Origin of the sequence: Phenylobacterium immobile (ATCC 35973), from assembly GCF_001375595.1 — a bacterium.
Taxonomy (GTDB): domain Bacteria; phylum Pseudomonadota; class Alphaproteobacteria; order Caulobacterales; family Caulobacteraceae; genus Phenylobacterium; species Phenylobacterium immobile.
The window spans coordinates 1,723,373-1,748,682 of record NZ_CVJQ01000001.1; the positions used below are offsets into that span (position 1 = coordinate 1,723,373).

Genomic DNA, 25,310 nt, shown 5'->3' on the forward strand with positions numbered 1-25,310 from the left:
CATCGCGCCCCTCTTCTCGCGCCTAAGGTCTTCGACCTCAGCAATGCGAACTTGAAAGACTTGCCGGTCCGGGCATTCGCGCAGGCGAGTCCCGGCTTGCGGGCGGGCGACCTGAACGCGTTCCAGCTCTTTGGGGGAGCCACCGATGAAGACGATGCTTCTGTGCGCGGTCGCGACGACCGCGAGCCTATCCAGCGCCGGCGGGGCCTGGGCCCAGCGCGCCCAGGAGAACGCCGCCCGCTCCGCGACTGACGCCTTCGGCGCCAATATCGGCGCCGAGCAGGTGGGCCTCTACTCCGGCACGGACGTCCGTGGCTTCAGCCCGACCGTCGCCGGCAATGTGCGCCTGCACGGCATGTATATCGATGCGCCCGCGGGGATCACCGCGCGCCTGATCACCGGCTCGCAGATCCGCGTCGGGCTGACCGCGCAGAGCTACGCCTTCCCTGCGCCCACCGGCATCAACGACTTCTCCCTGCGCCCGGTCGGCGACCGCCCGGTCGAAAGCCTGCTGATCTCGGGCGGTCCGCATCGCGCCTACGCCATCGAGTATGACGCGCAGGGGTTCATCAAGCCCGGCCGCTTCGGCGTCGCCTATGGCGTCTTCGCCAACCGCACCGAGAACCAGCCGGGCGATACCTTAAGCACCTTCGGGATCGCCATCGCCCCGCGCTGGCGGCCGACCGACAAGATCGAGATCCGGCCGTTCTACGCCCTGCACATCCGCTACAACGATCGCGCCGGGCCGCTGGTCTTCGTCAACGGGCCGGCCCTGCCCAAGGCGCCGAAGTCCGAGAACTTCACGCCGAAGTGGACCGAGAACGACACCATCTTCCAGGTGAACGGCCTGCAGGCCAACGCCGAGCTCACGCCCCAGTGGCAGCTGCGCACCAGCGTCTTCCGCTTCACCCAGGATGACGAAGGCCCGATCTCGGACGCCTATCTGAACACCGGCGCCAACGGCCTGGCCCAGGTTCGCCGCTTCGCCAACCAGCGGCCGTTCTACCACGAGACCATCTCCGGCGAGGCCCGGCTGACCGGCGTCTTCACGCGGGGGCCCTTCCGCCACACGGTCAATCTGTCGGCGCGCGGCCGCAAGGTGGACCGCAACTACGGCGGCGGCTCCGTCGTTAACTTCGGCCCCTCGCAGATCGGCCTGGACAACGCCCCGGCCGAGCCCGCCTGGCGCTATGGCGCCGAGGTCGCCGACTCCATCCGCCAGGGCGCCGCCGCCGCCAGTTATGCGCTGGCGCGTCGCAACCTGGGCGAGGTCAGCCTCGGCGTGCAGAAGGTGCGCTACCGCAAGACTCTCCAGCCGGAACTGGGCGGCCGCTCCGTCAGCCGCGAGAGCCCGGTCTTCTGGAACGGCTCGGCCTCACTGAGCGTCTCCTCTCGGCTCGCTGCCTATGCCGCCTTCACCGAGGGTCTGGAGGAGGCGCCCAACGCGCCGGAAGTGGCGGTGAACGCCCAGGAGGCGCCGCCGGCGATCCACACCAAGCAGCACGAGTTCGGCTTCCGATACATCGTCCGGCCGGGCCTGCGCCTCGTCGTCGGCTATTTCGACATCTCCAAACCCTACTTCAGCCTCGACACCGCCCGCGTCTGGCGCGAGCTCGGCGTGGAGCGACACAGGGGGATCGAGACCTCCCTGGCCGGCGAGGTCCTGCCCGGGCTGAATGTGGTCGTGGGCTACGTCTATCAACAGCCCGTCGTCTCCGGCGAAGCCGTGCGCGCGGGCCTGATCGGCGCAGACCCCGTGGGTCAGATGCGCCACACCGGTCGGGTGAACCTGGATTACCGCTTCGCCAAGGCCCCGGCCTTCTCCGTCGAGGCGGGGCTCGTCTACACCGGCGGCCGGGCGGTCTCGACGACGCGGTTCGCCGAGCTGGGCGGCAAGCAGTTGCACGTCGCCGACGCCGCCCTGCTCGATCTTGGCATGCGCTACCGCTTCAAGATCCGCGGCGCCTCGTCGATCCTGCGGCTGCAGGCCTTGAACGTCTTCGACGCCCAGCGTTGGCTGGCGCAGACGACCGGCGGTCTCTCGCTCACCCCGCCGCGGCGCTTCGCGGCGACCCTGACGACGGACTTCTAGGCGCTCGCCCGCTTGCGCAGCAGGTCGATCACCGCATCGATGCCGAAGACCACGAGCTCGTTCTCCCGGTCCTTGGCCTCGTGCGGATTGGGCGACAGGCTGCCCAGCATCATGCGGAAGAGGATCGAGAAGCCGAGCTTGGAATCGATGTGCGGCGCGCCGGTGGCGACCAGAGCGCCGATCTGGCGGAAGCGGCGGTCCTCCCACACCTGGGGCAGCTTGGCCTTGGCGCCCAGGAACTCCCGCAGGAAGGGGAAGGCCTCGATCACCCGGTGGATCGACAGCATGTAGTCGCGCAGGCCCTCGAAGGCGTCCTGCCCGGGCCGCATCTCGCCGATCTCCTCGTACAGCCGCTCCAGCACCGCGTTGACCAGGTCGTCGCGGTCCTCGAAGTGCTTGTACATCGCCATGGCGCGCACGGAGAGCTGCTGGCCCAGCCGGCGCATGGACAGCGCCGAGGAGCCTTCATCCAGCATCAGAACGATGGCGGCCTCGACGATGCGGGCGCGATTGAGCGCGGGACGAATCGCGGCCGCGCCTTCGGCGCTGGTGAGGGAATCCGGCATGGTCAGCCATTCACTGATGGTGGAGCGCTATTTTAGGCCGTCGCGGTCGGCCGCGCCATCCACGCGGGCGTGACGCCGTATCCTTGCCGCGAATTAAGTCGGCGGCGACGGCGGACGGCGATAGGTTCGCGCCAACTAAGCAAAGGGAGCTTCCCATGCGTTCCGCACCGATCCTCTGCGCTGTCCTGGCCGTCGCCGCGCCGGCCGTCGCGCTCGCCGCGCCCTCCATCGAGATCAAGGACGCTGTCGCCCGCGTGGTCATCGTCCCCGAAGCCCGCGACGACATCCGCGTCGACATTGTCCGCAAGAACTCAGCCTTGCCGTTCAAGATCACGGTCCATGGCGACAAGGTTGTGGTGGACGGCGATCTCGGCCGCCGCGTCCAATCCTGCCGCGGGGCGGGCGAGGGGGCCTCCGTCCGTGTTGAGCGCCTGGGAGAGGTCGCCTACCGCGACATGCCGCAACTGGTCATCCGCACCCCGCGCGACGTGCAGATCGCCGTCAGCGGCGCCGTTTATGGCGTGGCTGGTCGTTCCGGCAGCCTGGACCTCGCCAAGGGCGGTTGTGGCGACTGGACCATCGGCAATGTCATCGGCAAGCTGAAGATCAGCCAGGCTGGCGACGGCGAGACCCGCGTTGGCCAGACCGGGGAGGCGCACCTGCGCGTCGCGGGTTCGGGCTCCATCCGGACGGCGGCGGTCCGCAACGGCCTGAAGGTCGATATCGCGGGCTCCGGCGACGTGGCCTCGACCTCGGTGTCCGGCCCTTACACGATCTCCATCGCCGGCTCGGGCGACGTCCGAGCCGCCGCGGGCCAGGTCAGCGTCATGACCGTCAACATCGCCGGCTCCGGCGACATCGATTTCCGTGGCGTCGCCCAGGAGTTGAAGGCCCGGATCGCCGGCGCAGGCGACATCCGCGTCCGTGAAGTGAAGGGCCAGACTTCCCGCGCGGTGATGGGCTCGGGCCGGGTGATCATCGGCTGAAACAGCAGGGCGGACGAGGCGCGCTCGCGCTTGACCCAGCCCCGAGTCGCACGTATAGACGCGCCTCCTGTTGGACCGGCTGTGCATTCCAAAGTGATTTGGGGTGCAGACGCGGCTCGCAGAACGACCTGATCGGAGCCGGTTGGCGCTGATCAGGACCAGGCTGTGCGGCTTAACGTGCGGCCTTTGTCGTTTGTGCGGACTACGCGTACGGGCTCTCGAAAGAGGGTTCGGGTTGGTCTTTGAAATGGTCGAGATCACGCGGGCGGGCCGCCGTCTGTAGGGAACGAAAAGAGCGATATGGATCGTCAGAACATCCGGATCCGCCTCAAGGCGTTTGACCACCGCGTGCTGGACCATTCCACGCGCGAGATCGTCAACACGGCCAAGCGGACCGGCGCGACCGTGCGCGGGCCTATCCCGCTGCCGACGCGCATTGAAAAATTCACCGTCAACCGTTCGCCGCACGTCGATAAGAAGTCGCGCGAGCAGTTCGAGATCCGCACGCACAAGCGCGTGCTCGATATCGTCGACCCGACTCCCCAGACCGTGGACGCGCTGATGAAGCTCGACCTGTCGGCGGGCGTCGACGTCGAGATCAAGCTCTAAGGGGACCAAGCCGATGCGTACCGGCGTGATCGCCAAGAAACTGGGAATGGCCCGCTTCTTTGATGAAGCTGGAGCCCATGTGCCCGTGACCGTGCTCAGCCTCGACGGCTGTCAGGTCGTGTCCCAGCGCACCCAAGAGAAGGATGGCTACGTGGCCCTCCAGCTCGGTGCGGGCGTCAAGAAGGCCAAGAACACCAGCAAGGCCATGCGCGGCCACTTCGCCAAGGCGGAAGTGGAGCCGAAGCGGACCCTGGTCGAGTTCCGGGTTTCTGAAGACAACCTGATCGACGTGGGCGCCGAGTTCACCGCCGACCATTACGTCCCCGGCCAGAAGATCGACGTCACTGGCGTCACGGTCGGTAAGGGCTTCCAGGGCGCGATGAAGCGCTGGAACTTCGGCGGCATGCGCGCCACCCACGGCGTCTCGGTCTCCCACCGTGCCCACGGCTCGACGGGTCAGCGCCAGGATCCGGGCAAGACCTTCAAGGGCAAGAAGATGGCTGGCCAGCTCGGCAACGAGACGGTCACCACGCTGAACGTGACCGTCTGGCGCGTCGACGTGGAGCGCGGCCTCATTCTCGTGAAGGGCGCCGTTCCGGGTTCAGAAGGCTCCTTCGTGAAGCTTCGCGACGCGATCAAGGGTTCGACCCCGGCCGAGGCCCCGGTCCCCGGCGGCTTCCGCAAGGCTGGCGAACCGGCGCCGAGCGAAGCTGTGGCTGAGCCTGAAGTCGCCGAAGCTGAAGCCCCGGCCGCCGCGCCGGAAGGTGAGGACAACGCCCAATGAAGCTCGACGTCATCAATCTCGACGGCGGCAAGGGCGGCTCGATCGAGCTGGCCGACGACATCTTCGGCATCGAAGATATCCGTGGCGACATCCTGCAGCGCGTCGTGACCTGGCAGCTGGCCAAGCGCCGCTCCGGCAACCACAAGATTCAGGTTCGTAACGAAGTCTCTCGTACGAGCAAGAAGATGTACAAGCAGAAGGGCACCGGCGGCGCCCGTCACGGCTCGCGTCGTGCGGCTCAGTTCGTCGGCGGCGCCAAGGCCCACGGCCCGGTCGTCCGCAGCCATGCTTTCGACCTGCCCAAGAAGGTCCGCGCCCTGGCCCTGCGCCACGCGCTGTCCTCGAAGGCCAAGTCGGGCGCGCTGATCGTGCTCGAAAGCGCTGCGCCCAGCGAAGCCAAGACCGCGGCCCTCCGCACCAGCTTTGAGAAGATCGGCGTGACCAACGCCCTGATCATCGCCGGCGCGGAAGTGAACGCGAACCTGAAGCTCGCCGCGCGCAACATCCCGAACGTCGACGTGCTGCCGAACGCCGGCCTGAACGTCTACGACGTGCTGCGCCGCCGGACGCTGGTCCTGACCAAGGATGCGGTCGAGGCGATCAACGCCCGCTTCCAGGAGGCCGCGTAATGGCTGAGCAACCCACCGTTCGTCACTACGACACCATTCTGGCCCCGGTGATCACCGAGAAGGCCACTGTGCTCTCCGAGCAGAACAAGGTCGTCTTCCAGGTGGCCGCGGACTCGACGAAAGACGAGATCGCTGCGGCCGTCGAAGCCCTGTTCAAGGTGAATGTGACCAAGGTCAACACCCTTAACACCAAGGGCAAGACCAAGCGGTTCCGCGGCATCCAAGGCCGTCGGTCCGATGTCAAGAAAGCTGTCGTGACCCTGGCTGAAGGCCAGTCGATCGACATCACGACGGGGCTCTAATCCGATGGCCTTGAAGCATTACAATCCGACCTCGCCGGGTCGCCGCCAGCTGGTGCTGGTGGACAAGTCCGAGCTGCACAAGGGCCGGCCTGAGAAGTCCCTCGTCGAGGGTCTGACCAAGTCGGGCGGTCGCGGCGGCAACGGTCGCATCGCGGTTCGTTTCCGTGGCGGCGGCGCCAAGCGCCTTTATCGTCAAGTCGACTTCAAGCGTCGCAAGTTCGACGTGCCCGGCATTGTCGAGCGTCTGGAATATGACCCCAACCGCACGGCCTTCATCGCTCTCGTGAAGTACGAGGACGGCGAGCTGGCCTACATCCTGGCGCCGCAACGCCTGAAGACGGGCGATCAGGTGATCGCGGCTGAAAAGGCTGACGTGAAGCCCGGCAACGCCATGCCGCTGCGTGGCATGCCGATCGGTACGATCATCCACAACATCGAGCTGAAGCCCCTCAAGGGCGGCCAGGTCGCTCGCTCGGCTGGCGCCTACGCCCAGCTGGTCGGTCGTGATGGCGGTTACGCGCAGATTCGCCTGAACTCGGGCGAGCTGCGGATGGTCCAGGACAGCTGCATGGCCACGGTCGGCGCTGTCTCGAACCCGGACCACATGAACGAAGTGCTCGGCAAGGCCGGTCGCGCCCGTCACAAGGGCCGCCGTCCGCACGTCCGCGGCGTCGCCATGAACCCGATCGATCACCCGCACGGCGGCGGTGAAGGCCGCACCTCCGGCGGTCGCCACCCGGTGACCCCGTGGGGCAAGCCGACCAAGGGTCGCAAGACCCGTACGAACAAGGCGACGGATAAGTTCATCATCCGTTCGCGTCACGCCAGGAAGGCTCGCTAAGGCATGACACGCTCTGTCTGGAAAGGCCCGTTCGTCGACGGGTACCTGCTCAAGAAGGCCGAGACCACTCAGGGCTCGGGCCGTAAGGACGTGATCAAGACCTGGTCGCGCCGCTCTACCATCATGCCGCAGTTCGTGGGTCTCACGTTCGGCGTGCACAACGGTCAGAAGCATGTCCCGGTGCTGGTCAGCGAGGACATGGTCGGCATGAAGCTGGGTGAGTTTGCGCCGACGCGCTACTTCCCCGGCCACGCGGCCGACAAAAAGGCCAAGAGGAAGTAGCCCATGTCTAAGCAAGCGAAAGCCCGCCGGCTTGAAGGCATTGAGGCGATGGCCAAGGTCCGCACCCTGCGGACCAGCCCGCGCAAGCTCAACCTCGTGGCCCAGTCCATCCGCGGCCTGAAGGTGCAGAAGGCGCTGAACGAACTCGAGTTCAGCCACAAGCGCATCGCTCAGGACGTCCGTAAGGCGCTCTACTCGGCGATCTCGAACGCCGAGAACAACCACAACCTGGACATCGATTCCCTGGTGGTGGCCGAGGCCTTCGTGGGCAAGAACCTCGTCATGAAGCGCTTCGCCGCCCGCGCGCGCGGCCGCGCCTCCCGTATTGAAAAGCCGTTCAGCGAGATCACCATCGTGGTCCGCGAGCTGGGTGAGGCCGCCTGATGGGTCAGAAAGTCAATCCGGTCGGGCTTCGTCTCGGCGTCAACCGCACCTGGGACAGCCGTTGGTTCGCTGACGGCGCCGAGTACGGTCGCCTCCTGCACGAAGACATCAAGGTCCGTCGCGCGCTGAAGAAGCGCCTGTACCAGGCCGGCGTGTCGCGCATCATCATTGAGCGCCCGCACAAGAAGTGCCGCATCACCATCTATGCCGCGCGCCCTGGCGTGATCATCGGCAAGAAGGGCGCGGACATCGACAAGCTGCGCAAGGACATCGCGGCCATGACGGACGGCGAGGTTCACCTGAACATCGTTGAGATCCGCAAGCCGGAAACCGACGCCCAACTGGTGGCCGAGAACATCGCCCAGCAGCTCGAGCGCCGGATCGCCTTCCGCCGCGCGATGAAGCGTTCGATGCAATCGGCCATGCGCCTGGGCGCCAAGGGCGTCCGCATCAACGTCTCGGGCCGTCTCGGCGGCGCGGAAATTGCGCGGATGGAATGGTATCGCGAAGGCCGGGTGCCGCTTCACACCCTGCGCGCCGACGTCGACTATGGCTTCACCGAAGCCAAGACGACCTACGGCATCATCGGGGTGAAGGTTTGGGTCTTCAAGGGTGAAGTCCTCGATCACGATCCGATGGCGATGGACAAGCGCCTGGCCACCGAAAGCGGCCCGGCTGGCGAAGGCGGCGGCCGTGAGCGTGGCGATCGTCCGGACCGCGGTCAGCGCCGGGATCGCCGCGACCAGGCCAACGCTTAAGGGACTGATGTAAGATGCTGTCTCCGAAGAAAACCAAGTACCGCAAGCAGTTCAAGGGCAAGATCCACGGGACGGCCAAGGGCGGCTTCACGCTGAACTTCGGCTCCTATGGCCTGAAGTCTGTCGAACCCGAGCGGATCACCGCCCGGCAGATCGAAGCGGCCCGCCGCGCGATCACGCGCCAGATGAAGCGTCAGGGCCGCGTCTGGATCCGGATCTTCCCGGACGTGCCGGTCACCGACAAGCCGGCCGAAGTGCGGATGGGCAAGGGCAAGGGCGCTGTCGAATACTGGGCGGCCCGCGTTCACCCCGGCCGCATCATGTTCGAAATCGACGGCGTGCCGGACGATGTGGCCCGTGAAGCCCTGCGCCTCGGCGCGGCGAAGCTTCCGGTGAAGACCCGCGTGGTCACCCGCATCGAAGCCCCCGTTGCGGAGCACGCGTGATGAAGATTGATGAAGTGCGGGGCTTCACCCCCGACCAGTTGGCCGAGACGCTGCTGAACCTGAAGAAAGAGCAGTTCAACCTGCGCTTCCAGAAGGCGACGGGCCAGGTCGAGAAGACCCACAGGGTGGAAGAGGTGCGTCGCGATATCGCCCGCATCAAAACCGTCCTGAAGGCCAAGCAGGCCACGGCCTAAGGAGAGGACGAATGCCGAAACGAATTCTCGAAGGCGTTGTCGTCTCCGACAAGGGCGACAAATCAGTGGTGGTGAAGGTGGAACGCACCTTCCTCCATCCGGTGCTGAAGAAGACCGTCCGCCGGTCGAAGAAGTACCACGCCCACGACGAAGCGAACGCTTACAAGGCCGGCGACGTGGCTCGCATCATCGAATGCGCCCCGAAGTCGAAAACCAAGACTTGGGAGGTGCTGCCCAAGGGCGGCGCCGCCCAACAAGCTTAAGGATCTGAACCTATGATCCAGATGCAAACTAACCTGGACGTCGCCGACAACTCCGGCGCTCGCCGAGTCATGTGCATCAAGGTGCTGGGCGGCGCTGGGCGCCGTTACGCCGGCGTCGGTGACAAGATCGTCGTTTCCGTCAAGGAAGCGATCCCGCGCGGCCGCGTGAAGAAGGGCGATGTGCTGCAAGCCATCGTCGTTCGTACGTCCCAGGCCATCAAGCGCAAGGACGGCTCCATGATCCGCTTCGACAAGAACGCGGCGGTGATCGTGAACAAGCAGAGCGAGCCGATCGGCACGCGGATCTTTGGCCCGGTTCCTCGTGAATTGCGCGCGAAGAACCACATGAAGATCATCTCGCTCGCCCCTGAGGTGCTGTGATGGCGGCGAAGATCAAGAAGGGCGACCGCGTCGTCGTCCTTGCAGGCAAGGACAAGGGCCGCCAGGGCGCGGTTCTGAAGGTTCTGCCGAAGGAAGAACGCGTTGTGGTCGAGGGCCTGAACATGGTCCAGCGCCACACCAAGCCGTCGCAGGGAGACCCGCAGGGCGGCATCAAGAGCAAAGAAGCGGCGCTTCACGTGTCGAACGTGTCGCTGGTCGACTCCAACGGCAAGCCGACCCGCGTCGGCTTCCGCGTGGATGGCGACAAGAAGGTCCGCTTCGCCAAGACGACGGGCGAGGTGATCAATGGTTGATCAAGCTTACGAACCCCGGCTGAAGTCCGAGTATCGCCAGCGCATCCGCGCGACGATGAAGGAACAGTTCGGCTATTCGAATGAAATGCAGATCCCCAAGCTGGACAAGATCGTCCTGAACATGGGGATCGGTGAAGCGGTCGCGGACTCCAAGAAGGTCCAGAGCGCCATTGCCGACCTGACGAAGATCGCCGGCCAGAAGCCGGTGCCGACCAAGGCGCGGACCTCCATCGCCGGCTTCAAGCTGCGCGAAGGCATGGTCATCGGCGCGAAGGTCACCCTTCGTGCGGACCGCATGTACGAGTTCCTGGACCGGCTGATCACTATCGCGCTGCCGCGCGTGAAGGATTTCCGGGGCCTGAAGCCCACCTCGTTCGATGGTCGTGGCAACTACGCCATGGGTCTGAAGGAGCACATCGTGTTCCCGGAGATCAACTACGATCAGATCGATCAGATGTGGGGCATGGACATCATCGTCGCCACGACTGCGAAGACCGATGACGAAGCGCGCGCGCTTCTGAAGGAATTCCAGTTCCCGTTCGTTCAGCCTCAGGCTTAGGCGGGAAGGAAGAAAAGACATGGCTAAGAAGAGCGCCGTCAACCGCAACGAACGCGTCAAGCAGCTCGTGAAGCAGTACGCCACCAAGCGCGAAGCGCTGAAGGCGACCGCCAGCAACGAGAGCCTTCCCCTGGAAGAGCGTTTCGAAGCCCGGCTGAAGCTGGCTGAACTGCCGCGCAACTCGTCGAAGGTCCGTATTCGCAACCGCTGCGAAGTCACGGGCCGTCCGCGGGCTTTCTATCGCAAGCTCAAGATGAGCCGGATCGCTATGCGGGACCTAGGGTCCGCTGGCCTTATCCCCGGCCTCGTCAAGTCGAGCTGGTAAGGGGGATCTGAAGATGGTCAACGACCCCATCGGCGATCTGATCGCCCGCATCAAGAACGCCGCCATGCGCGGCCGTTCCAAGCTGCTCACGCCGGCCTCGCGCATGCGGGCTCGGGTTCTCGATGTGCTTCTTGATGAAGGCTACATCCGCGGCTACCACCTGGTGGAAAAGCCCGGCGCCTTCCCCGAGTTCGAGATCGAGCTCAAGTACTTCGACGGTCAGCCGGTCATCGTGGAGATCGCTCGCGTCTCCAAGCCGGGCCGTCGGGTCTATTCGTCGATCAAGGACCTGAAGCCTGTGAAGAACGGCCTCGGGATCTCGATCCTGTCGACGCCCAAGGGCGTGATGTCGGACACGGCCGCGCGTGACGCGAACGTGGGCGGCGAAGTCCTCTGCCGGGTCTACTAAGATGTCGCGGATTGGTAAGAAGGCGATCGCCGTCCCCGCTGGGGTGTCGGTGATCATCGAGGGCCAGACCCTGAAGCTGAAGGGCCCGAAGGGCGAACTCAGCTGGACTTTGGCCGAAGAAATCGAAGTGAAGCACGAGGGCGCCGAACTCACGCTCGCCAAGCGGGTGGACAACACACGCGCGCAAGCGATGTGGGGTCTCACGCGCACCTTGGTCGCCAACATGATGACCGGCGTGACCGACGGTTTCGAGCGTACGCTCGAGCTGGTCGGCGTCGGCTATCGTGCGGCGATGAAGGGCCAGGCGCTGTCGCTTCAGCTCGGCTTCTCGCACGACGTCGACATCGAGGCGCCCACTGGCATCAGCTTCGCTGTGCCGAAGCAGACCGAGATCAAGATTTCGGGCATCGACAAGCAGCAGGTCGGCGAGACCGCCGCCCGCATCCGCCGCATCCGTCCGCCGGAGCCCTACAAGGGCAAGGGCGTGCGCTACGCCGGCGAACGCGTCCGCCGCAAGGAAGGCAAGAAGAAGTAGGTCATGGCCCTTACCTCTCGTGATTCCACTCTCCGCCGCGCCGAGCGCAACCGTATCCGCCTGCGCAAGCTGGCCAACGGCCGCCCGCGTCTGTCGGTCTTCCGTTCGGACAAGAACATCTACGCCCAGGTCATCGATGATGCGAACGGCGTGACGATCGCGTCTGCTTCCAGCCTTGAAGGCGGCGAAGGCCGCGCCAAGGGCTCCGACGTCGAGGCCGCCGCCCGTATTGGCGCGCTCGTCGCTCAACGCGCCATCGAAAAGGGCGTGAAGGACGTGGTCTTCGATCGCGGTGGCTACATCTACCACGGTCGGGTCAAGGCCCTGGCTGACGCCGCGCGCGAAGCCGGCCTGAACTTCTAAGGAACGCAAGATGGCTCGCAGGAACGAAGAGCGCGGCGATCGTCGCAATCGCGAAGAAGAACGCGACAGCGACATCGTCGAAAAGCTGGTGCACATCAACCGCGTCGCGGCCACCGTGAAGGGCGGCCGCCGGTTCTCCTTCGCCGCCCTCATGGTTGTGGGCGACCAGAAGGGCCGTGTCGGCTTCGGCCATGGCAAGGCGCGTGAAGTGCCGGAAGCCATCCGCAAGGCGACCGAAGAAGCCAAGAAGACCATGATCCGCGTGCCGCTCCGCGAGAGCCGCACCCTGCACCATGACGGCAATGGCCGTTGGGGCGCCGGTAAGGTGATGGTCCGCGCGGCGGCGCCGGGCACCGGCGTCATCGCCGGCGGTCCGATGCGCGCGGTGCTCGAAACCCTGGGCGTGCAGGACGTCGTCGGCAAGTCGGTCGGCTCCTCCAACCCCTACAACATGGTGCGCGCGACGTTTGAGGCCCTCAAGGCCCAGTCGTCGCCGCGTCAGGTCGCCAACAAGCGCGGCAAGAAGGTCGCTGACGTGATCGGCCGCCGCGCCGATGGCGCCTCGGCCGCCATCCCCGACGCTGAAGGATAAGTTCAGATGGCTACGGTCACCGTTCGTCAGACGGGCAGCCCGATCCGCCGCAAGGCTGATCAGCGCGCGACGCTCGTGGGTCTGGGTCTCAACCGCCCGGGCCGCACCTCGACCTTGGAGGATACGCCCTCCGTCCGTGGGATGATCGCCAAGGTCGCCCACCTGGTCGAAGTCGTCGAGGCCTAGGGTTCCCCTGGTCGTAGACGACATCCAGAGTTAAAAGCCGGCGCTGTCACCGCAGCGCCGGTTTCCTTTTCAAGCCGAGTCGGACCGTTGGTCCGGCGCCAGATCTCCAAGGAGAGGCATTATGAGCAAGTTGAACGAACTCGCCCCGCAGGAAGGCTCCACCAAGGGGCGAATGCGCGTCGGCCGTGGCCCAGGTTCGGGTAAGGGCAAGACCGCCGGTCGCGGCGTGAAGGGCCAGAAGGCGCGCTCGGGCGTGTCCATCGCCGGCTTCGAAGGCGGCCAGATGCCGCTGCACATGCGGATGCCCAAGCGCGGCTTCAACAATCCCTTCGCCAAGGAGTTCGCCGTCGTGAACTTCTGGCGTCTTGAGCAGGCGATCGCCGCCGGCAAGCTCGACGCCGCCAAGCTGATCGACGCTGACGCCCTCGTCGCCGCCGGTGTCGTTCGTCGCGCCAAGGACGGGGTGAAGCTGCTCGGCAAGGGCGAGCTCTCGTCCAAGATCGACATCGCCGTCTACGCGGCTTCCGCTTCGGCCCAGGCCGCGGTGGAGAAGGCCGGCGGCAAGCTGACCATCACCAAGCCGGAACCGCGTCCCGCGGGCAAGCTGGTCGCCAAGGCCAAGGCCTGATCGCCTTTTGAGGGGCGGGGTCGCGAATCCCGCGACACCGCCCTATCTGTGCGTGGACTTAAGGCCCACGGCCTAGGTCCCTAAGCGTTAAGCGTCAGGTCAGGGGATCCGTATGGCTTCGGCCGCCGAACAGCTCGCCGCCAATATGAACTTCGGCGCCTTCCAGAAGGCGACCGAACTTCACAAGCGCATCTGGTTCACCATCATCGCCATGATCGTCTACCGGCTGGGCACCTATGTGCCGATCCCGGGGATTGATCCCGGCGCCTTCGCCCAGGCCTTCCAGGGCCAGGCCGGCGGCATCCTGGGCATGTTCAACATGTTCTCGGGCGGCGCGGTGGAGCGGATGGCGATTTTCGCCCTCAATGTGATGCCCTATATCTCGGCGTCGATCATCGTGCAGCTGCTCGGCACGGTCTATCCGCCGTGGGAGAAGCTTCGCAAGGAAGGCGGGGAGGCGGGGCGCAAACAGCTCAATCAGTACACCCGCTACCTCACCGTCGTTCTCGCGGTCTTCCAGTCCTTCGGCATCGCCATGGGTCTGGCCGCCTCGCCCGGCCTGGTCGACAATCCCGGTCCGTTCTTCGTCGTCGCGACCGTCGTCACCCTGACCGGCGGGACGCTGTTCCTCATGTGGCTTGGCGAGCAGATCACCAGCCGCGGCGTCGGCAACGGCATCTCGCTGATCATCTTCGCCGGTATCGTCTCGGTCCTGCCGCGCTATGTCAGCCAGGCCTTCTCGCTCACCCGCACGGGTGAAATGAGCCCGGCGGCGCTCTTCATGATCCTGGCCCTCGTCATCGCCGTGACGGTCGCCATCGTCTTCGTCGAGCGCTCGCAGCGCCGCCTCCTGGTGCAGTATCCCAAGCGACAGGTGGGCAACCGCATGTTCGGCGGCGACACCTCGTTCCTGCCGCTGAAAATCAACACCGCCGGCGTCATCCCGCCGATCTTCGCCTCCAGCCTGCTGCTGTTGCCGGCGACCATGCTGGGCTTCGCCTCGACGGCGAACCTGCCGCCGTGGGCGCAATGGCTGCCCACCATGGTGGGCCAGCTGCAGCACGGCCAGCCGCTGTTCATGGTGCTCTACGGCGCGCTGATCATCTTCTTCTGCTTCTTCTACACCTCCGTGGTCTTCAACCCTGAGGACACGGCGGAGAACCTGCGCAAGTACGGCGGTTTCCTGCCGGGCATCCGGCCTGGCAAGCGCACGGCCGAGTATCTCGACTTTGTGCTGACCCGTCTGACGGTGATCGGCGCGGCCTATATCGCGCTCGTCTGCCTGCTGCCGGAACTGCTGATCGGCTTCTACCACGCGCCCTTCTACATGGGCGGCACCTCGGTGCTCATCGTGGTGAGCGTGACCATGGATACGGTCACCCAGATCCAGTCCCATCTGCTGCAGCACCAGTACGAAGGGCTTATCCGGAAATCCAAGCTGCGGGGCGGGCGCGGCCGCTAGGCTGCGCTCTGAACGAGGACCAACGGGCGCCGCGGGGGTGGCGTCCGGGCAAGGGGCATCTCTATGAATCTGATCCTGTTCGGCCCGCCCGCGGCGGGGAAGGGGACCCAGGCCAAGCGCCTGGTTGAAGGCCGCGGCATGGTCCAGCTGTCGACCGGCGACATGCTGCGCGCCGCCGTCGCCTCGGGCTCCGAGCTCGGCCAGCGGGTCGCCGGCATCATGCAGCGCGGCGACCTGGTCACCGACGCCATCGTCATCGAGCTGATCGAGCAACGTTTGCCCGAAGCCGAGGCCGCTGGCGGCGCGATCTTCGATGGCTTCCCGCGCACGCTCGCCCAAGCCGAGGCGCTCGACGCCATGCTGGCCGGCCGCGGCGCCAAGATCGACCTCGTCGTTCGCCTGAAGGTCGACGACGCCGAGCTGACCCAACGGATCGCTGGCCGGTTCGCCGAGAGCGGGCGTCCGGACGACAATCCGGAAAGCTTCAAGGTCCGGCTCGGCGCCTACAACAACCAGACCGCCCCGCTGCTTCCCTACTACAAGGGGCAGGGCAAGCTGGTGGAAGTCGACGGCATGGCCGCCATCGCCGAGGTGGCCCAGGCCATCGATCAGGCCCTGGCGGCGCACGCCTGAACCATGGATCGGTTTGCCACCTTACGCGTCTCGTGCTTTCCTCAAGCGGCCGGATCGATCGCTCTGGGATTCGCGCGTCGCGGGGTCCAGGCCGGCCCTTCGCAAATCGTCGTTTCCGGCATTGACGGAAGCGGCGCGATCCCTATAACCATGCCCTTCCGCGATTCAGCGCGATGGACGCGCCGGCCTAAGCCCTTCGGGCGAGGTCGGGGCGTCGCTCGCGCTTTTCTTGCGTGACCTTATTCTTCGCGGCCTTGGCCGCGACTGGGAGATCTCCACGTGGCCCGTATTGCTGGCGTCAACATTCCCACGAACAAGCGCGTTGTGATCGCGTTGCAGTACATCCATGGCATCGGCCCGCAGAGCGCGCGTGAGATCGTCGGTAAGGTCGGCATCGAAGACGCCCGCCGCGTCAACCAGCTGACCGACGCCGAAGTCCTGCAGATCCGCGAGACCATCGACCGTGATTACACCGTCGAGGGCGACCTGCGCCGCGAGACGGCCGTCAACATCAAGCGCCTGATGGACCTGGCCTGCTACCGCGGCCTGCGTCACCGCAAGGGCCTGCCGGTGCGCGGTCAGCGCACCCACACCAACGCCCGCACCCGCAAGGGTCCGGCCAAGCCGATCGCCGGCAAGAAGAAGTAAGAGAGTCTACCTCCGATGGCCAAGGAACCGGCTCGCGTCAAACGGCGCGAACGCAAGAACATCACCTCGGGCGTGGCGCACGTGAACGCCTCGTTCAACAACACCATGATCACCATCACCGACGCTCAAGGGAATACGATTTCCTGGTCGTCGGCGGGCATGATGGGCTTCAAGGGTTCGCGCAAATCGACCCCTTACGCCGCCCAGATGGCCGCCGAGGACGCTGGCCGCAAGGCTGCCGAGCATGGCGTCAAGACACTGGAAGTCAGCGTTTCTGGTCCGGGTTCGGGCCGTGAATCGGCGCTGCGCGCGCTTCAGTCCGTTGGCATGACGATCACGACCATCCGCGACGTGACGCCGATCCCGCACAACGGCTGCCGTCCGCCTAAGCGCCGCCGCGTCTGAGGCGCGTACCGCCGAACTTCCCCACGCCGGCCCGCATTCGCGGCCGGCGCTCCTGCGTTTCGAGGGACACCCATCCGTGATCGAAAGAAACTGGAACGAGCTCATCCGTCCCGAGAAGCCGCAGATCGAGACCGGCGCCGACGCCAGCCGCAAGGCGCGTCTGGTGGCCGAACCTCTCGAACGCGGCTTTGGTGTGACGCTGGGCAACAGCCTGCGCCGCGTGCTGCTGTCGTCGTTGCAGGGCGCTGCCGTCACCGCCGTTCAGATTGACGGCGTCGTGCATGAATTCTCCTCGATCGAAGGCGTCCGCGAAGACGTCGTCGACATCGTGTTGAACATCAAGCAGCTCGCCGTGCGCATGCACGCCGAAGGCCCGAAGCGCATGACCCTGCGCGCCACCGGCCCTGGCCCGGTGACCGCCAGCCAGATCGAGGCGCCGTCGGACATCGAAATCCTGAACGGCGACCATGTGCTCTGCACCCTCGACGAGGGCGCGACCGTGCGCATGGAGTTCACCGTTCAGACCGGCAAGGGCTATGTCGCCGCTGAACTGAACCGGCCGGAAGACGCCGCCATCGGCCTGATCGCCGTGGATGCGCTCTATTCGCCCGTGAAGCGCGTCGCCTACCGCGTCGAGCCGACCCGGCAGGGCCAGAGCCTCGACTACGACAAGCTGATCATGGAAGTTGAAACCAACGGCGCGGTCACCCCCGTTGACGCCGTGGCCTACGCTGCGCGCATCCTCCAGGACCAGCTGCAGATCTTCATCACCTTCGAAGAGCCGAAGAAGAAGGTCGAAGGCGAAGCCAAGCCCGAGCTGCCGTTCAACCCGGCCCTGCTGAAGAAGGTCGACGAACTGGAACTGTCGGTCCGCTCGGCCAACTGCTTGAAGAACGACAATATCGTCTACATCGGCGACCTCATCCAGAAGACCGAAGCCGAGATGCTCCGCACCCCGAACTTCGGCCGTAAGTCGCTCAACGAGATCAAGGAAGTCCTCGCCGGAATGAGCCTGCACCTCGGCATGGACATTCCGAACTGGCCGCCTGAGAACATCGAAGAGCTGGCCAAGAAGTTCGAAGACCAGATGTAATTTTCGAGCGGCGCGTCGGGAGACGCCCCGCGACCTGAAGGAGAGACTTCCATGCGCCACGGTAAAGCGCACCGCAAACTCGGTCGCACCAGCGCCCACCGCACGGCCCTGTTCGCCAACATGGCCGCGAGCCTGATCAAGCACGAGCAGATCGTGACGACCCTGCCGAAGGCCAAGGAGCTTCGTCCCTTCGTCGAGAAGCTCGTCTCGCTCGGCAAGCGTGGCGATCTGCATGCGCGCCGCCAGGCGATCAGCCAGGTTCGCGACGTGGAGCAGGTCGGCAAGCTGTTCGGCGTTCTGGCGCCGCGCTACGCGGAGCGTCCGGGCGGCTATATCCGCGTGCTCAAGGCCGGCTTCCGCTACGGCGACAACGCGCCGCTGGCCGTCATCGAGTTCGTCGATCGCGACCCGGCCGAGAAGGGCAAGGACTCCGGTCCGAAGCCGGAAGCGGCCTTCGTCGAGTAAGAAATGTCGGGCGCAAAGCCTGATCGCAGGGCCCCGGAACGCAGGTTCCGGGGCCTTTCGCTTGTCTGGGCGCGGACAGCGCCGCCGGACGGCCTTGACCGCCCGGCGAAGGCTGCGAGGATCCTCACCCATCCCGTGGGCGTGCCATGACCCGAAAGCCAAAGGCCGCGTTCGGCTTCATCTTCGCCAGGCCGCGATGAATTCGGCGGTCTGATCTTCGTGGCCGCGGCCCTCTTGCTCGCAGCCTTCGCCCTGGCTTTGCGTTCTGAAGCTGAGCCACAAGAGACCCAAGCGGCCGCCGCGCCTTGATTGCGCCGAAAATCGTCCGCACCTGAAGCAATAAGAAGACTCTGGAGACCCTATGCGCCCAGCCGCCCGCCTCGTCCTGCCCGCCCTGATGCTGATGGCCGCCTGCTCCAACCCCAATGGCCAATCGCAGGCCCAAACGCCGCCGCTCGCGACGCCCACCCGTGCGGTCCCGGCCAGCGCGCTTTCCCTGAAGCAGTCTTTCGCCCCCGTCGTGCGCCGGGCTGCGCCGGCCGTGGTCAACATCTCGTCCAAGCGCATGGTGCGTCAGCGGGCGGACCCCTTCTGGGAAATGTTCGGCATGGGCGCGCCGCGCGATCGGGTTGAGGGCTCGCTCGGCTCCGGCGTCATCGTCCGGCCTGACGGCGTCATCGTGACCAACAACCATGTGGTCGCCGGCGGCGAGGAGATCACGGTCGCGCTCGCCGACCGCCGCGAATTCACCGCCAAGATTCTGCTCGCCGACCCACGCTCGGACCTGGCCATCCTCAAGATCAACGTGCCAGCCGGCGAGCGCCTGCCCGTCCTGGCCATCGACGACAGCGGCGACGCCCAGATCGGCGACCTGGTGCTGGCCATCGGCGATCCCTTCGGCGTCGGCCAGACCGTGACCAACGGCATTATCTCGGCGCTCAATCGCACCGCTGATCCCAATGGCGATGCGGCCGCCGCCTACATCCAGACCGACGCGGCGATCAATCCGGGCAACTCGGGCGGCGCGCTGGTCGACATGGACGGCGACCTGATCGGCGTGAACAGCTTCATCCTCTCGCGCTCGGGCGCCTCGGCCGGCGTGGGCTTCGCCGTGCCCGCCGCCGTCATCCGTCGCGTGGTCGAGACCGCCGTCGGCGGCGGCAGCGCCGTGGTCCGGCCCTGGCTCGGCGCACGCCTGCAGACGGTCACGCCCGAGATCGCCCGCAGCATCGGCCAGGCCATCCCGCAAGGCGCGCTCGTCGCCGACCTCTGGCCGGGCGGCCCCGCCGCCCGCGCCGGCCTGAGGCAGGGCGATGTGGTGGTCAGCGTCGATGGCCGCCCCGTCGCCGACGCCGCGGCCGCCAACTATGGCGTCGGCACGCACCGCCCGGGCGAGACCATCCGCATCGGCGTCCGCCGCACCGGCGGCGAACAGGCGCTCACCCTGCGCGCCGAGGCCCCACCCGCGACGCCGGCGCGGGACGAACGCCTCATCCGTGGCCGCAATCCCTTCGATGGCGCGACCGTCGTCAATCTGTCCCCGGCCGTCGCCGACGAGGCGGGCCTTGATCCCTTCATTCCCGCCGGCGTCCTGGTGCTGAAGGTGGGGCAGGGGCTGGCCATGAACGCCGGCCTGCAACCCGGCGACATCATCCGCGACGTCAACGGGCGCACCATCCGCGCCGTTGGCGATCTCACGGGCGCCGTCGCCCAACCCGCCGTCGGCTGGCGCGTCACCATCGAACGCGGCGGCCAGACCGTCACCGCCACCTTCCGGATCTAACGCCGCAGACGACTGCACTCTGGCTTCCTTCTCCCCTTGCGGGAGAAGGCAGGACTCAAGCACCGGTGTTGAAGGATCGAAGGCGGCCGAGCGGGTGTTTTGTGATCGTCCCCTTGGAGCCTACACTTCCCCCATGCCCGATCTCTTCGAAGCCGCCGGTCTGAAGCCGCAGGCGCCTGGCCCGCTCGCCGACCGCCTGCGGCCCCAGGCGTTGGACGAGGTGATCGGCCAGGATCACCTGCTGGGCCCCGAAGGCCCGATCCGCCGGATGGCTGACGCCCGCAGGCTCGCCTCCATGATCCTCTGGGGCCCGCCCGGCACCGGCAAGACCACCATCGCCCGCCTGCTGGCCAAGGCCGCCGGCTATGAGTTCCAGCAGCTCTCGGCGGTGTTCTCCGGGGTCGCCGATCTGAAGAAGGCCTTCGAACAGGCCCGCGTTCGCCGCGCCGCCGGCCAGAACACCCTGCTCTTCATCGACGAAATCCACCGCTTCAACCGCGCCCAGCAGGACGCTTTCCTGCCCTTCGTCGAAGAGGGGGTCGTCACCCTGGTCGGCGCCACCACCGAGAACCCGTCCTTCGAACTGAACGGCGCGCTGCTGTCCCGCGCCCAGGTGTTTGTCCTGCGCCGCCTGGACGAGCCGGCGCTCAGCGAACTGATCGCCCGCGCCGAGGCCTTCGAAGGCCGGCCCCTGCCGCTCGACGACCAGGCCCGTGAGGCTCTGATGGCGATGGCCGATGGCGACGGCCGCTACCTGCTGACGCTCGCCGAGACCCTGTTCAACATCGCCAGCGCCAAGCCCCTCGACATCAAGGCCCTCGGCGAGATCCTGCAGAAGCGTGCGCCCGCCTACGACAAGGACCGGGAGGAGCACTACAACCTCATCTCCGCGCTGCATAAATCGATCCGCGGTTCAGACCCGGACGCCGCCCTCTATTGGTTGGCCCGTATGCTGGCCGGCGGGGAGGACCCGCTGTTCATCGCCCGGCGCCTGGTCCGGGCCGCCGCCGAGGACATCGGCGCCGCTGACCCCACCGCGCTGATCCTCGCCGTGGCGGCCAAGGACACCTACGACTTTCTAGGGTCTCCGGAGGGCGAGATCGCGCTCGCCCAGCTGGTGGTGCATCTCGCCACCGCGCCCAAGTCCAACGCCGTCTACAAGGCCTACAGCGCCGCCATGAAGGCCGCCCGCGCCACCGGCTCCCTCATGCCGCCCGCCCACATCCGCAACGCGCCGACGCGGCTGATGAAGGATCTCGGCTACGGCAAGGGCTACGCCTACGACCACGACACCGAAGACGGCTTCTCCGGCCAGAACTACTTCCCCGACGGTATGGCGCGGCAGCAGTTCTACGCGCCCAAGGGCGAGGGCCGTGAAGGCCCCATCAAGGAGCGCCTCGAGCGCTGGGCCCAGATCCGCGCACGCAAAGGCTGACGGACAGCCAAGGTTGAGCTAGCCTCACCGTCTGGGACGGAGGCTCTCCATGCGTGGTCCGTGGCATCTTTGGGTGGTGGTCGTACTCGGCGTCCTCTGGAACGGCTTCGGCGCCTATGACTTCCTCATGTCCATGATCCGCGGCGAAGCCTATTTCCGCGAGATGGGCATGACCGACGCGCAGATCGCCCTGCAGAACGCCATGCCCGTCTGGATGACCGGCGTCTGGGCGCTTGGGGTCTGGGGCGCGCTCGGCGGCGTCCTGCTGCTGGCGCTGCGCTCGCGCTACGCCGTCATCGCCTTCGCCGGCTCGCTGGCCGGCGTCATCGCCATGCTGGTCTACAACTACCTCCTCAGCGACTACGCCAAGCTCATGGGAGCCGCGGCCAGCATGATGTGGATCATCTTCGCCGGCGCCGTCTTCTTCCTGGCCTACGCCCTGTTCGTGCGGAAACGCGGCGTTCTGCGCTGAGTGAACTTTCTGCTAGAGCGCGCGGGTGAAGACGCCCGCGCCCACCCTGAAGCCTGTTTCGCTCACGCCCGACGAGGTCGCCTTCGTGCGCAGCCTCGTGATCTTCGAGGACGCGGAGATCCTGGCGTTGGCCAAGCCATCTGGCCTCTCCAGCCAGGGGGGCCGAGGGCAGGCCAACACCCTGGATGAACTGCTCTGGGCCTTCGCCAAGCCGGGCAAGGCCCGCCCGCGCCTGATCCACCGCCTGGACCGCGACACGTCCGGCGTGATCCTCACCGCCAAGACCAAGCCGGCCGCCGGCTTCCTCGGCAAGGCGATGATGGCGCGCAAGTTCCGCAAGACCTATGTCGCCATTGTCACCCCCGGCGCGCCGGAGCCCCGGTCCGGCGTCATCGAGGCGCCGTTGCGCCGCGAGGAACAGGGCCGCGAGGTCTACATGCGCGTTTGCGCCGCCGACCACCCCGACGCGGAGACCGCGCTCAGCCGCTATCGCACCCTGGCCGCTACCGAACAGGCGGCGCTGCTGGAGCTCAATCCCGAGACCGGCCGCATGCACCAGCTGCGCGTGCATCTGGCGTCGCTCGGCCGGCCGATCTCCGGCGACGTCCGCTACGGCGGCGCCCTGGTCGTCGCCGGACACGCGGTTCCCCGCCTCATGCTGCACGCCGGCGCCCTGCAGTTTCCGCACCCGGCGGGCGGCCTCAAGCGCATGGAGGCGCCCATGCCCGCGGACATGACGTCGCTGATTGCGGCCCTGAGCCTCAGCTGACGGAACAGGCGACGGTCAGCGGCCGTTTCTGGCGTCATAGCAAGGACTGCAAAGCCATGATCCGCCGCATCGCCGTCTTCGCCGCCGCCCTTTCCCTCGCGGCCTGCGCCTCGACCCCCACCTATTTCCAGGCCGCGCCCACGCCCACCGGCGTCGGCTATTCGGAGATGCGGATCGAAGCCAACCGCTACCGCGTCACCTTCCAGGGCGGGCCGGGGGCGCCGCCCGAGCAGGTCTCCGATTACGCCCTCCTGCGCGCCGCCGACCTGGCGCTGGCCGAAGGCTACGACTGGTTCGAGGTCACCAACCGCTACATGCGCCAGACCGGCTCGGGCAATGGCCCCAGGATCGGGCTGGGCGTCGGCGGCGGCAACTACGGGCGCAGCTCCGGCGTCGGCCTTGGCCTCGGCACCGGCTTCAATCTCGGTCCCGGACCCGCGGTGGCGGCCACCGTGGAAGTCCTGATGGGCAAGGGCGCCAAGCCCGCGAGCCCCGAAGCCTACGACGCCCGCGACCTGCGTCGCGCCATGGGCGCGCGCACCTAGCCGCCACCGGTTGCGGGGGGCGGCAAGCGCTGCTGGCGCGCCGGCGCGGACGGAGGCATAACGCCCCCATGCAACCCCTTCTTCTCGTGGCGGCGGGCGGCGCGGCGGGCGCGGTGGCGCGCTATCTGCTGGGCGTCGAGGCTCTGCGGCGGTTCGGCGCCGCCTGGCCCTACGGTACGGCGATCGCCAACGTGCTCGGCGGCCTCCTGATGGGGCTGCTGGCCGCCGGCCTGGCGTTGCGCGGCGGCGAAGGTCAGGAGCGCCTGCGCCTCCTGTTGGCCGTGGGCGTCCTCGGCGGCTTCACCACCTTCTCGGCCTTCTCCTTGGAGACCGCCCTGATGATCGAACGCCGCGCCTTCGTCCAGGCCTTCGCCTACAGCCTGGGCTCGGTGGTCTTGTCCGTCGCGGCCCTGTTCGTGGGCCTGCTGCTCGCCCGGCGGCTCTTCGCATGAAGGAAGTCCGCACGCTCTATGTCGACGCCGGCGAAGACGGCGTTCGCCTCGACCGCTGGTTCAAGCGGCGCTGGCCGCACCTCAACCACGTCCAGATCCAGAAGCTCGCCCGTTCCGGCCAGATCCGCGTCGATGGCGGTCGCGCCAAGCCCGAGACACGCCTGACCGCCGGCGCCCAGGTCCGCGTCCCGCCGCTGCCGGACGAACAGGCGCCGCGCGACCGCGACGCCCTCGATCCCCGCGACGCCGCCTTCGCCCGCTCCCTCGTGCTCTATGAGGACGAGGAGGTCCTGGCCCTCAATAAGCCGGTGGGCCTGGCCGTTCAGGGCGGCACCAAGACCCTGCGCCACGTCGACCGCCTGCTGAGCGCCTGGGGGGAGGGCGTCACCCGCCCCAAGCTGGTCCACCGGCTCGACCGCGACACCTCCGGCGTCCTGGTGCTGGGCAAGACCCCCGGCGCGGCCGCCAAGCTCGCCGGCGCCTTCGCCCGGCGCAAGGCGCAGAAAACCTACTGGGCCCTGGTCAACGGCTTTCCCAAGCCGGGCGAGGGCGTGCTCGACCTGCCGCTCGCCAAGCGCGGCGTCGGGGACCGCGAGATGGTCGTGCCTGCCGATCCCAATGACCCGGACGCCGCCCCCGCCGAGACCGAGTTCGTCACCATCAGCCGCGCGGGCCATCGCGTCGCCTGGATGGCCCTTCGCCCACACACTGGCCGCACCCACCAGCTGCGCGCCCATATGAAGGCCATGGGCCACCCGATCCTCGGTGACCCCAAGTACGGCGATGAGGCCTCCGCGCCGCTCTCAGAGGGCCTGAAGCTGCAGCTGCACGCACGCCGCCTGGTGCTGCCGCATCCGTCGCGCGGAACCCTGATGCTGGAGGCGCCGCTCAGCCCGGAGATGCGCGCGGGCTTCGAGCGTTTCGGGTTCGACGAGCACGAAGCCGATCCCGAGCCCTTTGCGCGCCGGCGCTAACCAGGAGACACGCGTGCGAAAGGGTTACATCGAGGCGACCGACAAGGTGCGGCGGTTCTACGCCGATGTCAGCGTCACCCAAATCAACGGCGGATTCGGTGTCAGTCTGGATGGCAAGACCTTGCGGACGCCCAAGGGCGCGCCGCTGGTCCTGCCGTCCCGCGGCCTGGCCGAAAGGGTGGCTGAAGATTGGTCGCGCCAAGGCGAGGTGCTCGACCAGGCCGGCATGCACGCCACCCGCCTCGCCAACACCGCGGTCGAGGCCGTCGCCGTCGCCCGTGAGGCCGTGGCCCAGTCCTTCGCCGACTACGCCGGCTCCGACGTCCTCTGCTACTACGCCGACAGCCCCGCAGCCCTCGTCGCCCGCCAGCACGGCCTGTGGTCGCCCCTGCTTGATCGCGCGGACCGCGAGCTTGGCCTCACTTTCGTCCGCGTCGAGGGCGTGATCCACCGGCCGCAGCCGCCGCAGACCCTGGCGCGCGTGCGCGAACTCGCCGCCGCCAGCGATGACATCACCCTGGCGGGCCTCGCGTTCGGGATGTCTCTCTTCGGTTCGGCGGTCCTGTCGCTCGGTCTCCAGCGTGGCTGGATGAACGGCGAGGAGGCCTTCGATCTCTCGCGCCTCGACGAGGCCTGGCAGGAAGAGCAATGGGGCGTCGACGAAGAAGCCGCAGAGCGCACCGCCCGGCTGCGCGAAGAGGCGATCTTCCTGGAACGCTGGTTCAAAGCCGCGGCTCAGGCCTAAG

The 25,310-nt window shown here is 67.0% G+C and carries 38 protein-coding genes; 37 read left to right on the top strand and 1 reads right to left on the bottom strand.

Features of this window, described 5'->3' with window-relative positions:
* Positions 1–145 precede the first annotated feature (145 nt).
* On the top strand, positions 146–2,092 hold the full coding sequence (locus BN1313_RS08390; protein WP_091738999.1) for a hypothetical protein: 1,947 nt from the start codon (positions 146–148) through the stop codon (positions 2,090–2,092).
* On the opposite strand, the gene BN1313_RS08395 is transcribed toward BN1313_RS08390, so the two are convergent.
* Positions 2,089–2,658: a TetR/AcrR family transcriptional regulator gene (locus tag BN1313_RS08395; protein ID WP_091739002.1), complete on the bottom strand. Its 570-nt coding sequence runs from the start codon at positions 2,656–2,658 to the stop codon at positions 2,089–2,091. The two genes, BN1313_RS08390 and BN1313_RS08395, sit on opposite strands and share 4 nt — an antisense overlap.
* 155 nt (positions 2,659–2,813) lie before the next feature.
* Between BN1313_RS08395 and BN1313_RS08400 the strand changes: the two genes are divergently transcribed.
* The 36 genes from BN1313_RS08400 (at position 2,814) to BN1313_RS08575 (ending at position 25,309) form a co-directional block, all read left to right on the top strand.
* Entirely contained in the window at positions 2,814–3,644 is an 831-nt protein-coding gene (locus BN1313_RS08400; protein WP_091739005.1) for a GIN domain-containing protein, read from the top strand.
* A gap of 300 nt (positions 3,645–3,944) precedes the next feature.
* Positions 3,945–4,253, top strand: coding sequence for a 30S ribosomal protein S10 (gene rpsJ / locus BN1313_RS08405; protein ID WP_091739014.1), 309 nt, complete (start codon positions 3,945–3,947; stop codon positions 4,251–4,253).
* A gap of 13 nt (positions 4,254–4,266) precedes the next feature.
* Positions 4,267–5,037: a 50S ribosomal protein L3 gene (gene rplC / locus BN1313_RS08410; RefSeq protein WP_091739016.1), complete on the top strand. Its 771-nt coding sequence runs from the start codon at positions 4,267–4,269 to the stop codon at positions 5,035–5,037.
* Positions 5,034–5,666 (top strand): 50S ribosomal protein L4, encoded by a 633-nt coding sequence (rplD, locus tag BN1313_RS08415; protein WP_091739019.1) that lies wholly within the window; start codon positions 5,034–5,036, stop codon positions 5,664–5,666. The genes rplC and rplD overlap by 4 nt, the downstream gene beginning before the upstream one ends.
* Entirely contained in the window at positions 5,666–5,968 is a 303-nt protein-coding gene (locus tag BN1313_RS08420; protein ID WP_091739022.1) for a 50S ribosomal protein L23, read from the top strand. The genes rplD and BN1313_RS08420 overlap by 1 nt, the downstream gene beginning before the upstream one ends.
* A 4-nt stretch (positions 5,969–5,972) precedes the next feature.
* On the top strand, positions 5,973–6,809 hold the full coding sequence (gene rplB / locus BN1313_RS08425) for a 50S ribosomal protein L2 (protein ID WP_091739025.1): 837 nt from the start codon (positions 5,973–5,975) through the stop codon (positions 6,807–6,809).
* 3 nt (positions 6,810–6,812) lie between these two features.
* The gene (gene rpsS, locus BN1313_RS08430) at positions 6,813–7,091 is read left to right on the top strand and encodes a 30S ribosomal protein S19 (RefSeq protein WP_091739028.1); all 279 of its coding nucleotides are present in this window, start codon (positions 6,813–6,815) and stop codon (positions 7,089–7,091) included.
* Positions 7,092–7,094: 3 nt separating this feature from the next.
* Complete coding sequence (rplV, locus tag BN1313_RS08435) at positions 7,095–7,475, top strand: 50S ribosomal protein L22 (RefSeq protein WP_091739032.1); 381 nt, start codon at positions 7,095–7,097, stop codon at positions 7,473–7,475.
* Positions 7,475–8,233: a 30S ribosomal protein S3 gene (rpsC, locus tag BN1313_RS08440; protein ID WP_091739035.1), complete on the top strand. Its 759-nt coding sequence runs from the start codon at positions 7,475–7,477 to the stop codon at positions 8,231–8,233. Before rplV ends, rpsC begins: the two co-directional genes overlap by 1 nt.
* A gap of 14 nt (positions 8,234–8,247) precedes the next feature.
* Positions 8,248–8,679, top strand: a complete 432-nt coding sequence (gene rplP, locus BN1313_RS08445; RefSeq protein WP_091739038.1) for a 50S ribosomal protein L16 — start codon at positions 8,248–8,250, stop codon at positions 8,677–8,679.
* The gene (rpmC, locus tag BN1313_RS08450; RefSeq protein WP_091739041.1) at positions 8,679–8,873 is read left to right on the top strand and encodes a 50S ribosomal protein L29; all 195 of its coding nucleotides are present in this window, start codon (positions 8,679–8,681) and stop codon (positions 8,871–8,873) included. Before rplP ends, rpmC begins: the two co-directional genes overlap by 1 nt.
* Before the next feature lie 11 nt (positions 8,874–8,884).
* The gene (gene rpsQ, locus BN1313_RS08455; RefSeq protein ID WP_091739044.1) at positions 8,885–9,136 is read left to right on the top strand and encodes a 30S ribosomal protein S17; all 252 of its coding nucleotides are present in this window, start codon (positions 8,885–8,887) and stop codon (positions 9,134–9,136) included.
* A 12-nt stretch (positions 9,137–9,148) separates the two neighbouring features.
* Positions 9,149–9,517 (top strand): 50S ribosomal protein L14, encoded by a 369-nt coding sequence (rplN, locus tag BN1313_RS08460; protein ID WP_091739047.1) that lies wholly within the window; start codon positions 9,149–9,151, stop codon positions 9,515–9,517.
* The gene (rplX, locus tag BN1313_RS08465) at positions 9,517–9,831 is read left to right on the top strand and encodes a 50S ribosomal protein L24 (RefSeq protein ID WP_091739050.1); all 315 of its coding nucleotides are present in this window, start codon (positions 9,517–9,519) and stop codon (positions 9,829–9,831) included. The genes rplN and rplX overlap by 1 nt, the downstream gene beginning before the upstream one ends.
* Entirely contained in the window at positions 9,824–10,390 is a 567-nt protein-coding gene (rplE, locus tag BN1313_RS08470) for a 50S ribosomal protein L5 (protein WP_091739052.1), read from the top strand. The genes rplX and rplE overlap by 8 nt, the downstream gene beginning before the upstream one ends.
* Positions 10,391–10,409: 19 nt before the next feature.
* The gene (gene rpsN, locus BN1313_RS08475) at positions 10,410–10,715 is read left to right on the top strand and encodes a 30S ribosomal protein S14 (protein WP_091739055.1); all 306 of its coding nucleotides are present in this window, start codon (positions 10,410–10,412) and stop codon (positions 10,713–10,715) included.
* Positions 10,716–10,728: 13 nt separating this feature from the next.
* Positions 10,729–11,124 (top strand): 30S ribosomal protein S8, encoded by a 396-nt coding sequence (gene rpsH / locus BN1313_RS08480; protein WP_091739058.1) that lies wholly within the window; start codon positions 10,729–10,731, stop codon positions 11,122–11,124.
* 1 nt (position 11,125) lies between these two features.
* A complete protein-coding gene (gene rplF, locus BN1313_RS08485; RefSeq protein ID WP_091739061.1) occupies positions 11,126–11,659 on the top strand; it encodes a 50S ribosomal protein L6 in 534 nt (177 codons plus the stop codon).
* Between the two features lie 3 nt (positions 11,660–11,662).
* Complete coding sequence (rplR, locus tag BN1313_RS08490) at positions 11,663–12,022, top strand: 50S ribosomal protein L18 (RefSeq protein ID WP_091739063.1); 360 nt, start codon at positions 11,663–11,665, stop codon at positions 12,020–12,022.
* 10 nt (positions 12,023–12,032) lie between these two features.
* A complete protein-coding gene (gene rpsE, locus BN1313_RS08495; RefSeq protein WP_091739066.1) occupies positions 12,033–12,614 on the top strand; it encodes a 30S ribosomal protein S5 in 582 nt (193 codons plus the stop codon).
* 6 nt (positions 12,615–12,620) lie between these two features.
* Entirely contained in the window at positions 12,621–12,800 is a 180-nt protein-coding gene (gene rpmD, locus BN1313_RS08500; RefSeq protein ID WP_091739069.1) for a 50S ribosomal protein L30, read from the top strand.
* Between the two features lie 121 nt (positions 12,801–12,921).
* The gene (rplO, locus tag BN1313_RS08505; protein WP_091739072.1) at positions 12,922–13,428 is read left to right on the top strand and encodes a 50S ribosomal protein L15; all 507 of its coding nucleotides are present in this window, start codon (positions 12,922–12,924) and stop codon (positions 13,426–13,428) included.
* A gap of 112 nt (positions 13,429–13,540) precedes the next feature.
* Complete coding sequence (secY, locus tag BN1313_RS08510; protein ID WP_091739075.1) at positions 13,541–14,890, top strand: preprotein translocase subunit SecY; 1,350 nt, start codon at positions 13,541–13,543, stop codon at positions 14,888–14,890.
* A 63-nt stretch (positions 14,891–14,953) separates the two neighbouring features.
* Positions 14,954–15,523, top strand: a complete 570-nt coding sequence (locus tag BN1313_RS08515; RefSeq protein ID WP_091739078.1) for an adenylate kinase — start codon at positions 14,954–14,956, stop codon at positions 15,521–15,523.
* A gap of 279 nt (positions 15,524–15,802) precedes the next feature.
* Positions 15,803–16,171 carry a 30S ribosomal protein S13 gene (rpsM, locus tag BN1313_RS08520; RefSeq protein WP_091739080.1) on the top strand — a complete coding sequence of 123 codons (369 nt, stop codon included), beginning with the start codon at positions 15,803–15,805 and terminating at the stop codon, positions 16,169–16,171.
* A 15-nt stretch (positions 16,172–16,186) separates the two neighbouring features.
* Positions 16,187–16,576 (top strand): 30S ribosomal protein S11, encoded by a 390-nt coding sequence (rpsK, locus tag BN1313_RS08525; RefSeq protein ID WP_091739083.1) that lies wholly within the window; start codon positions 16,187–16,189, stop codon positions 16,574–16,576.
* A gap of 76 nt (positions 16,577–16,652) precedes the next feature.
* A complete protein-coding gene (locus tag BN1313_RS08530; protein WP_091739086.1) occupies positions 16,653–17,669 on the top strand; it encodes a DNA-directed RNA polymerase subunit alpha in 1,017 nt (338 codons plus the stop codon).
* A 51-nt stretch (positions 17,670–17,720) separates the two neighbouring features.
* A complete protein-coding gene (rplQ, locus tag BN1313_RS08535; RefSeq protein ID WP_091739089.1) occupies positions 17,721–18,134 on the top strand; it encodes a 50S ribosomal protein L17 in 414 nt (137 codons plus the stop codon).
* A 361-nt stretch (positions 18,135–18,495) separates the two neighbouring features.
* Positions 18,496–19,917, top strand: a complete 1,422-nt coding sequence (locus tag BN1313_RS08540) for a Do family serine endopeptidase (RefSeq protein ID WP_091739092.1) — start codon at positions 18,496–18,498, stop codon at positions 19,915–19,917.
* A 133-nt stretch (positions 19,918–20,050) separates the two neighbouring features.
* Complete coding sequence (locus tag BN1313_RS08545; protein ID WP_091739095.1) at positions 20,051–21,352, top strand: replication-associated recombination protein A; 1,302 nt, start codon at positions 20,051–20,053, stop codon at positions 21,350–21,352.
* Between the two features lie 49 nt (positions 21,353–21,401).
* Positions 21,402–21,824 carry a hypothetical protein gene (locus tag BN1313_RS08550; protein ID WP_091739098.1) on the top strand — a complete coding sequence of 141 codons (423 nt, stop codon included), beginning with the start codon at positions 21,402–21,404 and terminating at the stop codon, positions 21,822–21,824.
* Between the two features lie 25 nt (positions 21,825–21,849).
* Positions 21,850–22,593, top strand: coding sequence for an RluA family pseudouridine synthase (locus tag BN1313_RS08555; RefSeq protein WP_091739101.1), 744 nt, complete (start codon positions 21,850–21,852; stop codon positions 22,591–22,593).
* Positions 22,594–22,649: 56 nt separating this feature from the next.
* Positions 22,650–23,138 (top strand): CC0125/CC1285 family lipoprotein, encoded by a 489-nt coding sequence (locus tag BN1313_RS08560; protein ID WP_091739106.1) that lies wholly within the window; start codon positions 22,650–22,652, stop codon positions 23,136–23,138.
* A 68-nt stretch (positions 23,139–23,206) separates the two neighbouring features.
* The gene (gene crcB, locus BN1313_RS08565; protein ID WP_091739109.1) at positions 23,207–23,590 is read left to right on the top strand and encodes a fluoride efflux transporter CrcB; all 384 of its coding nucleotides are present in this window, start codon (positions 23,207–23,209) and stop codon (positions 23,588–23,590) included.
* The gene (locus BN1313_RS08570; protein ID WP_091739112.1) at positions 23,587–24,564 is read left to right on the top strand and encodes an RluA family pseudouridine synthase; all 978 of its coding nucleotides are present in this window, start codon (positions 23,587–23,589) and stop codon (positions 24,562–24,564) included. The genes crcB and BN1313_RS08570 overlap by 4 nt, the downstream gene beginning before the upstream one ends.
* Before the next feature lie 13 nt (positions 24,565–24,577).
* On the top strand, positions 24,578–25,309 hold the full coding sequence (locus BN1313_RS08575) for an ATP12 family chaperone protein (RefSeq protein ID WP_091742529.1): 732 nt from the start codon (positions 24,578–24,580) through the stop codon (positions 25,307–25,309).
* The last annotated feature ends 1 nt before the right edge of the window (position 25,310 follow it).